Below are 9,122 nucleotides of genomic sequence, written 5' to 3'. Positions count from 1 at the left end.
AATTCTTCAACAACTTCAACCACTTGCGCTTCCGATCTCTCGTTAGCGGGAGGCGAATTCTACAGCGTTAATCGCTGCTGTCAACACCTCTTTTTCTCCGCTTTCGACCGAGAAGATCGAACCGTTAAAAGAGCCAAACATCACCGCTCTTTCAACTCCTTCCAGGCTTCGATGATCTGAAGCAAGTCACTGTCGAAAACTGCGTAACTCTTTGAATCTCAAGGAGTTTTCCGTTTCGACTGCGCCGGAAGTGGGGCGAATTATAGACCTCTGGTATCTGCCGTCAACCGTTAATTTCGCTTTTCTTTCAATAACTTGCGAATTGGTTAAAAAACATCCAATCAGATGAGAAAAGGGCGTCTTCTATATAGAAGAAGACTTAAAGGACGCCTTCTTCCTTCAACATAGCCACCGCACCTGCCCCCAGACCCAGTACCCGCTGCAGAACCTCTAACGTGTGCTCACCTAATAAAGGAGGCGCATGACGATATTCGACGGGCGTCTCCGACAATCGAATCGGGCTGGCCACCTGGGGCACCATCCCCGCCAATGCATGAGGCAGTTCGATCGCCAGACCGCGCGCCTTCACTTGTGGATCTTCAAACACCTGCGACAGATCATTGATCGGCCCACAAGGCACACCCGCCTGCTCCAATTGAGCAACCCACTCGGCCGTAGTCTTGAAGACCGTAGCTTGGCGGATCAACGGGATCAGCACCGCGCGGTTCGCTACCCGCAGCTTGTTGGTCGCGAAGCGCGGATCATCCGCCCACTGCGGTTGCCCCGCGACTTCGGCGAACTTGCGGAACTGCCCGTCATTGCCCACGGTGAGGATGAAGTCGCCATCCGCCGTAGGAAAGTCCTGATAAGGCACGATGTTGGGATGGGCATTGCCCAGACGCTTTGGCGCATTGCCGGTGGTCAGGTAGTTCATCGCCTGGTTCGCCAGACATGCGACCTGAACATCCAGCAACGCCATATCGATGTGCTGGCCGCCACCGTCGTGATCGCGATGAGCCAATGCCGCGAGGATCGCTACCGTCGAATACAGCCCGGTAAGAATATCCGTCAGCGCTACACCCACCTTGACCGGACCCGCCCCCTCGTCCCCTTCGGGTCGACCAGTCAGACTCATCAAGCCGCCGAGGCCCTGGATCATGAAGTCATACCCTGCACGCTTGGCGTAAGGGCCGGTCTGGCCGAAGCCGGTGATGGAGCAATAGATCAGATTCGGGTTGAGCGCCTTCAGCGACTCATAGTCCAGACCATAGGCCGCCAAACCACCTACTTTGAAATTCTCAATCAGAATGTCCGACTTTGCCGCCAGGTCGCGCACCAGTTTCTGCCCTTCAGGCCGGGTGAAGTCGATGGTGACCGATTGCTTGTTGCGGTTTGCCGAGAGGTAATAAGCCGCTTCCGACGTGTTCTCGCCGTAAGCGTCTTTAAGGAAGGGCGGACCCCAGGCGCGGGTATCATCACCATTGCCCGGGCGCTCGACCTTGATCACTTCGGCGCCAAGGTCGGCGAGGATTTGCCCGGCCCAAGGCCCGGCCAGTACTCGCGATAAATCCAGTACCCGCAGATGCGACAGCGCGCCCATGGTCCGCCCTCCTATTAATAGAACGCCTGCAGACCGGTTTGTGCACGCCCGAGGATCAGCGCGTGAACGTCATGGGTACCTTCATAGGTATTCACCACTTCCAGGTTGACGAGGTGACGGGCCACGCCGAACTCATCGGAGATGCCGTTACCACCGAGCATGTCGCGCGCCATCCGCGCGATATCCAGCGACTTGCCGCAGGAGTTGCGCTTCATGATCGAAGTGATTTCAACGGCGGCGGTACCCTCGTCCTTCATCCGGCCCAAGCGCAGGCAGCCTTGCAGTGCCAGAGTGATTTCGGTCTGCATGTCGGCGAGTTTCTTCTGTACCAGCTGAGTTGCGGCCAACGGACGACCGAACTGCTGACGATCCAGAGTGTATTGGCGCGCAGTGTGCCAGCAGAATTCGGCAGCGCCCAGCGCGCCCCAGGAAATGCCATAGCGTGCGGAATTGAGGCAGGTGAAAGGACCTTTCAGGCCACGGACATCCGGGAAAATGTTCTCTTCCGGCACGAACACGTTGTCCATGACGATCTCACCGGTGATCGAAGCGCGCAGGCCGACCTTGCCGTGAATCGCCGGAGCGCTCAGACCTTTCCAGCCTTTCTCCAGAACGAAACCACGGATGTCGCCAGCATCGTCCTTGGCCCAGACCACGAATACGTCAGCGATCGGGCTGTTGGTGATCCACATCTTCGCGCCAGTCAGGCTGTAGCCGCCATCGACTTTGCGCGCCCGGCTAATCATCGCGCCCGGATCGGAACCGTGGTTCGGTTCGGTCAGACCGAAGCAACCGATCCATTCGCCGGAAGCCAGTTTCGGCAGATACTTCTGTTTCTGTGCTTCGGTGCCGAATTCGTTAATCGGCACCATCACTAGCGAGGATTGCACGCTCATCATCGAGCGGTAGCCGGAGTCGACGCGCTCGACCTCTCGGGCAATCAGGCCGTAGCTGACATAGTTCAGACCGCTGCCACCGTATTGTTCGGGAATGGTGGCGCCGAGCAGTCCGACTTCACCCATCTCGCGGAAGATTGCCGGATCGGTCTTCTCATGACGGAAAGCTTCGAGCACACGCGGCGCCAGACTCTGTTGAGCGAACTGGGCGGCGGTGTCGCGGATCATCCGCTCTTCTTCGGTGAGCTGTTGATCCAGCAGCAGGGGATCGATCCAATTGAAACTAGCTTTACCGCCCATGAGTGTGCCCTCGCAATCGGGTGAATTAACGTGGCATTGATCCTAGGCGCGGTTCGCCATCGCGGCAAACGAGGATTTCGCATCCTGTTGTGCTAATTTCTCACTCCGAAACGTCGCGAATTGCCTTTTATGCGGCGCATTAGTGAGGTTGACGTACATGCGCAGGAAGATCCCCAGCACCGCCGCACTGATCAGCTTCGAAGCTGCCGCCCGCCATGAGAGCTTTACCCGGGCCGCTGAAGAGCTGTCGCTCACACAGGGTGCCATTTGCCGACAGATCGCCAGCCTTGAGGAATTCCTCAGCGTGGAGTTGTTCCGACGCTCGCGACGTGGGGTGAAGCTGACGGAAGCGGGACTTTCCTACAGCCGCCGGGTGGCGACTCAGCTCGATGCAGTGGAGCGCGACACCCTCTCGGTGATGGGCCAGCAGGGCACCAACGTCATCGAGCTCGCTGTCGTCCCGACCTTCGGCACGCAATGGCTGCTGCCACGGCTCAAGGATTTCCAGCTCAAGCACCCGGAAGTGACCGTCAACCTGACCAACCGCACTCGGCCATTCCTGTTTGCCGACACCGAATTCGATGCCGCGATCTACTTCGGTGATGCCGACTGGTCGGGTACCGAATCCCACAGATTGATGGGCGAAAATCCTATGCCGGTGTGCAGCCCCGCCCTACTCGGCGATCACACGCAGCTGACAGCGCAAGCCATCGCCGAGCTACCGCTGCTTCAGCAGACCACCCGACCTTACGCCTGGCGCCAATGGTTCAACTCGCAACAGCTGAATATTCCGCGCGACATGACAGGTCCACGCTACGAGCTATTCTCCATGCTTGCCCAGGCAGCCATGCACGACATGGGCGTCGCGCTGATTCCGCCGTTTCTGATTCAGCGCGAGCTGACAGAGAAACGTCTGGTGGTTGCCAACTCTCAAGCGCTCTCCAGTATCAAGGCCTATTACCTGATGATTCCGGAGCGAAAGGTCGAATCGGCATCGCTGAAGGCATTTCGTGACTGGCTGGTGAATCAGGCGCAGAGCTACAGCCTAGAAGAATAAAGGTCTTGCGCAATACTTAACCCCGTAGTCAGGAAAACCAAAGCCCTACAGATATAACTATTTGTCGCTTTTGCGCAGACTGTATCCGAAAGTCGTACAGACGTCCCACAAGCTGCCAAACACGTGGCTTTGAGCCTCAAATGGCGACGCATTACTGCCTATTCACGCCACCGATGCGAATTTTTTTTAAATTCAGCCAGAATCCTTGCAGGGCACGGCCCGCAAGGGGTTCAACTGGCCATCTGCGACATTCGGTCACGGCATGACTTGTAGTTAATTTTCCGTCACCAGTCATAATCCCTTGAAGGGCATAAAGTTCGCCTGCAAAATGCCGCGCCCCGCCCTGATTCGGCGGGATCGTGCTGATCGGCCGCCCCAGTCGCACCATCCGTAGTGCATGGGTTTACTCAATAAGATCACGCAGGAGATTTGACGTGCACATTGGTGTTCCTCTCGAAACCCAGACCGGTGAAACACGGGTTGCTGCAACCCCGGAAACCATCAAGAAGCTGATCAGCCAAGGCCATAAGGTCACTGTGCAAAGCGGCGCTGGCGTCAAAGCCAGTGTCGTCGACAGTGCCTATGAAACGGCCGGCGCAACCATTGGCACCGCCAATGACGCGTTCGGCGCCGAGCTGATACTCAAAGTGGTCGCGCCAAGCGATGCCGAACTGCCGCTGATCAAGCGCGGTACGGTGCTGGTGGGCATGCTCAACCCATTCAACAACGAGACCATCGCGAAGATGGCAGAGTGCGGCATTACCGCGTTCGCCCTCGAAGCGGCGCCGCGTACCTCGCGGGCGCAGAGTCTTGATGTGTTGTCGTCGCAGGCGAATATCGCCGGCTACAAAGCGGTGTTGCTCGCGGCTCACTATTACCCACGCTTCATGCCGATGCTGATGACCGCTGCGGGCACCGTGAAAGCGGCGCGGGTGCTGATTCTTGGCGCAGGCGTGGCCGGATTGCAGGCGATTGCCACGGCGAAACGTCTGGGTGCGGTGATCGAAGCGTCCGACGTGCGTCCAGCGGTGAAGGAACAGATCGAATCCCTCGGCGCGAAGTTCGTCGACGTGCCTTACGAGACCGATGAAGAGCGCGAATGCGCCGTCGGTGTCGGCGGTTACGCGCGGCCGATGCCGGCGAGCTGGATGCAGCGTCAGGCGCAGGCTGTGCACGAGCGCGCCAAGCAGGCCGATATCGTCATCACCACTGCGCTGATTCCGGGCCGCAAAGCACCGACGCTGCTCAGCGCCGAGACCGTGGCACAGATGAAACCGGGCTCGGTGGTCATCGACCTCGCCGCCGCCCAGGGTGGCAACTGCCCACTGACCGTCGCCGATCAGGTCGTTGTGGAAAACGGTGTGACCATCGTTGGCCCGACCAACCTCGCCGGTGAAGTCGCTGCCGATGCTTCGGCGCTGTACGCACGCAACCTGCTGGACTTCCTCAAGCTGGTGCTCACCAAGGAAGGCCAGTTCGACGTCAACCTCGAAGACGACATCGTCGCCGCGTGCCTGATGTGCCGCGACGGCCAAGTCATCCGCAAAAACGCCTAAGCAGGGATTCAGACGATGGAAGAGCTTATCTCCCCCGGTATCTACAACCTGATCATCTTCGTGCTGGCGATTTATGTCGGTTACCACGTGGTCTGGAACGTTACACCTGCGTTGCACACGCCGTTGATGGCGGTGACCAACGCTATTTCCGCGATCGTGATCGTCGGTGCCATGCTCGCTGCTGCGCTGACCGTCACGCCGCTGGGCAAGACCATGGGCACGCTGGCTGTGGCACTGGCGGCGGTCAATGTGTTCGGTGGCTTCCTGGTCACCCGCCGCATGCTTGAGATGTTCAAGAAGAAAGCCCCGAAAGCAAAAGAAGAGGCGCCGAAGTAATGAGCATGAATCTCGTCACGACGCTTTATCTGATCGCGTCGATCTGCTTTATCCAGGCCCTCAAAGGCCTGTCGCACCCGACCACTTCGCGGCGCGGCAACCTGTTCGGCATGCTCGGCATGGCGTTGGCGATCCTCACCACCGTCGGCCTCATCTATAAGTTGGGCGCCGAGCTGGCCACTGCCGGTATCGGTTACGTGATCGTTGGCCTGTTGGTCGGCGGCACCGCCGGCTCGATCATGGCCAAGCGCGTTGAAATGACCAAGATGCCGGAACTGGTAGCGTTCATGCACAGCATGATCGGCCTCGCGGCGGTGTTCATTGCCATCGCGGCCGTGGTCGAGCCGCAGTCGTTGGGCATCGTTAAACAGCTAGGCGATGCGATTCCGGCGGGCAACCGTCTGGAGCTGTTCCTCGGTGCTGCGATCGGTGCGATCACCTTCTCGGGTTCGGTGATCGCCTTCGGCAAGCTCTCGGGCAAATACAAGTTCCGTCTGTTCCAGGGCGCACCGGTACAGTTCGCCGGTCAGCACAAGCTCAATGCGGTTCTAGGTCTGGCTACGCTGGTTCTCGGCCTGACCTTCATGTTCACCGGCAACCTCACGGCGTTCGCGCTGATGCTGGCGCTGGCGTTCGTGATGGGCGTGCTGATCATCATCCCGATCGGCGGTGCCGACATGCCAGTGGTGGTGTCGATGCTCAATAGCTATTCCGGCTGGGCGGCGGCGGGGATCGGCTTCTCGCTGAACAACTCGATGCTGATCATTGCCGGCTCGCTGGTGGGTTCGAGCGGTGCGATCCTCTCGTACATCATGTGCAAGGCGATGAACCGCTCCTTCTTCAATGTACTGCTCGGCGGTTTCGGCAATACGGCAGATGCAGGTCCTGCCGGTGCGCAGGAAGCCCGTCCGGTGAAATCCGGCTCGGCTGATGACGCAACCTTCCTGCTGACCAACGCCGACACCGTGATCATCGTCCCGGGCTACGGTCTGGCAGTCGCCCGTGCACAACACGCGCTGAAGGAGCTGACCGAAAAGCTGACCCATCGTGGCGTGACCGTGAAGTACGCGATTCACCCGGTGGCCGGCCGCATGCCTGGGCACATGAACGTCCTGCTCGCCGAGGCCGAAGTGCCTTACGACCAGGTGTTCGAGATGGAAGACATCAACTCCGAGTTCGGTCAGGCCGACGTGGTGCTGGTGCTCGGCGCGAACGACGTGGTCAACCCGGCCGCGAAGAACGATCCGAAGTCGCCGATTGCCGGTATGCCGATTCTCGAAGCGTTCAAGGCCAAGACCATCATCGTCAACAAGCGCTCGATGGCCAGCGGCTACGCCGGCCTGGACAACGAACTGTTCTATCTGGACAAGACCATGATGGTTTTCGGCGACGCGAAGAAAGTCATCGAAGACATGGTCAAAGCGGTCGAGTAATTCACCGCTGCAATAGCCAACGCCCCGACTTGTCGGGGCGTTTTTGTTTGCGCCAGACGCTGGACAATTTGCCGCGTTGTTGCAGATCCGGTAACGGTGTTTTACTGCAAACCCGCGAAATAGAGGCCTCGTTTGCGACCTTGGTAGCGGGACAGGCGCCGGCCAAATTCACTAGACTGCGCATCCTGCTACTCGTTGCCCGAGATAATAATCCATGTACCGTGACCGTATTCGCCTGCCTTCGTTGTTGGACAAAGTGATGAGCGCTGCCGACGCCGCTGCTCTGATTGAGGACGGCATGACCGTCGGCATGAGCGGTTTCACCCGCGCCGGCGAAGCCAAGGCCGTTCCCCACGCACTGGCCGAGCGCGCCAAGGTCACGCCGCTGAAGATCAGCCTGATGACCGGCGCCAGTCTGGGTAACGACCTCGACAAGCAACTGACCGAGGCCGGCGTGCTGTCGCGGCGCATGCCGTTTCAGGTCGACAGCACGTTGCGCAAGGCAATCAACGCCGGCGAAGTGATGTTCATCGACCAGCATCTCTCGGAAACCGTAGAGCAACTGCGCAACCAACAGTTGAAGCTGCCGGACATTGCCGTCATCGAGGCAGTCGCCATCACCGAACAAGGCCATATCGTGCCGACCACTTCGGTGGGCAACTCGGCCAGCTTCGCGATTTTCGCCAAACAAGTGATCGTCGAGATCAACCTGGCCCACAACGCCAACCTCGAAGGCCTGCACGACATCTATATCCCGACGTACCGCCCGACGCGCACGCCAATCCCGCTGGTGAAAGTCGACGATCGCATCGGCAGCACGGCAATTCCGATTCCGCCGGAGAAGATCGTTGCGATTGTCATCACTCAGCAGTCGGACTCGCCGTCCACAGTGTCGGTACCGGACGTTGATACCAACGCTATCGCCGAACACCTGATCACCTTCTTCAAGCAGGAAGTTGCGGCCGGCCGCATGACCAACAAGCTCGGCCCGCTGCAGGCTGGCATTGGCAACATCGCCAACGCGGTGATGTGCGGCTTGATCGACTCGCCGTTCGAAGACCTCACCATGTATTCGGAAGTGCTGCAGGACTCGACCTTCGACCTGATCGATGCCGGCAAGCTGAGCTTCGCCTCGGGCAGCTCGATCACCCTGTCCGAGCGGCGCAACAGTGACGTGTTCGGCAACCTGGAGAAGTACAAGGACAAACTGATTCTGCGGCCGCAGGAGATTTCCAATCACCCGGAAGTCGTGCGGCGGCTGGGTATTATCGGCATCAACACTGCGCTGGAATTCGACATCTACGGCAACGTCAACTCCACCCATGTCTGCGGCACGCGGATGATGAACGGCATCGGCGGCTCCGGCGACTTCGCGCGCAACGCGCATCTGGCGGTATTCGTGACCAAATCGATCGCCAAGGGTGGCGCGATTTCCAGCGTGGTGCCGATGGTCAGCCACGTCGACCATACCGAGCATGACGTCGACATCTTGGTGACCGAAGTCGGCCTCGCCGACCTGCGTGGCCTGGCGCCACGGGAGCGTGCACGAGTGATCATCGACAACTGCGTGCATCCGGACTTTCGCCAGGCACTGAATGACTATTTCAGCGCTGCCTGTGCAATCGGCGGGCACACCCCGCACATTCTGCGCGAAGCCCTGAGCTGGCATATGAACTTGGAAGAAACCGGGCGCATGCTGGCGATGTGATTCACACAGATAACCACCGAGGCAAACACAGTTTTGCCTCGGTGGATGCCCGCGAGAAGCAGGATCGCAAAAAACTGTACTGCTGTACCGGTCTTTTCCTACAGCAAAGCCCCACTCAATTCCGTGATACGAGCCGAAATGCACCAATCAAGTGCGGACAGGTACAGTTTGCCCAATTTCGACCCGTACACCATCCATAAACAGTTAACTGCTCACTCACAATACAAATGAACTGT

7 protein-coding genes are annotated in these 9,122 nt (G+C 58.8%); 5 read left to right on the top strand and 2 right to left on the bottom strand.

The genetic code is table 11. The features are described 5' to 3' along the window. Positions 1 to 379: 379 nt before the first annotated feature. Positions 380 to 1,600 carry a CaiB/BaiF CoA transferase family protein gene (locus AC0IXA_RS10400; RefSeq protein ID WP_073470759.1) on the bottom strand — a complete coding sequence of 407 codons (1,221 nt, stop codon included), beginning with the start codon at positions 1,598 to 1,600 and terminating at the stop codon, positions 380 to 382. Positions 1,601 to 1,614: 14 nt separating this feature from the next. Further along, positions 1,615 to 2,796 carry an acyl-CoA dehydrogenase gene (locus AC0IXA_RS10395; protein WP_024015035.1) on the bottom strand — a complete coding sequence of 394 codons (1,182 nt, stop codon included), beginning with the start codon at positions 2,794 to 2,796 and terminating at the stop codon, positions 1,615 to 1,617. A gap of 157 nt (positions 2,797 to 2,953) precedes the next feature. Between AC0IXA_RS10395 and AC0IXA_RS10390 the strand changes: the two genes are divergently transcribed. The 5 genes from AC0IXA_RS10390 to AC0IXA_RS10370 all read left to right on the top strand — a co-directional run bounded on the left by AC0IXA_RS10390 (position 2,954) and on the right by AC0IXA_RS10370 (position 8,886). Further along, the gene (locus AC0IXA_RS10390; protein ID WP_471812917.1) at positions 2,954 to 3,853 is read left to right on the top strand and encodes a LysR family transcriptional regulator; all 900 of its coding nucleotides are present in this window, start codon (positions 2,954 to 2,956) and stop codon (positions 3,851 to 3,853) included. Between the two features lie 434 nt (positions 3,854 to 4,287). Beyond that, positions 4,288 to 5,409, top strand: coding sequence for a Re/Si-specific NAD(P)(+) transhydrogenase subunit alpha (locus tag AC0IXA_RS10385; protein WP_471812915.1), 1,122 nt, complete (start codon positions 4,288 to 4,290; stop codon positions 5,407 to 5,409). A 15-nt stretch (positions 5,410 to 5,424) separates the two neighbouring features. Continuing rightward, the gene (locus AC0IXA_RS10380; protein ID WP_003220416.1) at positions 5,425 to 5,745 is read left to right on the top strand and encodes an NAD(P) transhydrogenase subunit alpha part 2; all 321 of its coding nucleotides are present in this window, start codon (positions 5,425 to 5,427) and stop codon (positions 5,743 to 5,745) included. Then, the gene (locus tag AC0IXA_RS10375) at positions 5,745 to 7,178 is read left to right on the top strand and encodes an NAD(P)(+) transhydrogenase (Re/Si-specific) subunit beta (protein WP_110644713.1); all 1,434 of its coding nucleotides are present in this window, start codon (positions 5,745 to 5,747) and stop codon (positions 7,176 to 7,178) included. The genes AC0IXA_RS10380 and AC0IXA_RS10375 overlap by 1 nt, the downstream gene beginning before the upstream one ends. 214 nt (positions 7,179 to 7,392) lie before the next feature. Beyond that, complete coding sequence (locus tag AC0IXA_RS10370; protein WP_471812912.1) at positions 7,393 to 8,886, top strand: acetyl-CoA hydrolase/transferase family protein; 1,494 nt, start codon at positions 7,393 to 7,395, stop codon at positions 8,884 to 8,886. Positions 8,887 to 9,122: the final 236 nt, after the last annotated feature.

This window comes from Pseudomonas sp. AC083 (genome assembly GCF_979253165.1).
Note: the sequence above shows the minus strand (reverse complement) of the source record. Positions and strands in the feature narration are given on the sequence as shown.

Excerpts from the sequence above, each read along its gene's own strand:
- AC0IXA_RS10380 (WP_003220416.1), top strand. The coding sequence starts at position 5,425 with ATGGAAGAGCTTATCTCCCCCGGTATCTACAACCTGATCATCTTCGTG.
- AC0IXA_RS10395 (WP_024015035.1), bottom strand. The coding sequence starts at position 2,796 with ATGGGCGGTAAAGCTAGTTTCAATTGGATCGATCCCCTGCTGCTGGAT.
- AC0IXA_RS10400 (WP_073470759.1), bottom strand. The coding sequence starts at position 1,600 with ATGGGCGCGCTGTCGCATCTGCGGGTACTGGATTTATCGCGAGTACTG.
- AC0IXA_RS10390 (WP_471812917.1), top strand. The coding sequence starts at position 2,954 with ATGCGCAGGAAGATCCCCAGCACCGCCGCACTGATCAGCTTCGAAGCT.
- AC0IXA_RS10375 (WP_110644713.1), top strand. The coding sequence starts at position 5,745 with ATGAGCATGAATCTCGTCACGACGCTTTATCTGATCGCGTCGATCTGC.
- AC0IXA_RS10370 (WP_471812912.1), top strand. The coding sequence starts at position 7,393 with ATGTACCGTGACCGTATTCGCCTGCCTTCGTTGTTGGACAAAGTGATG.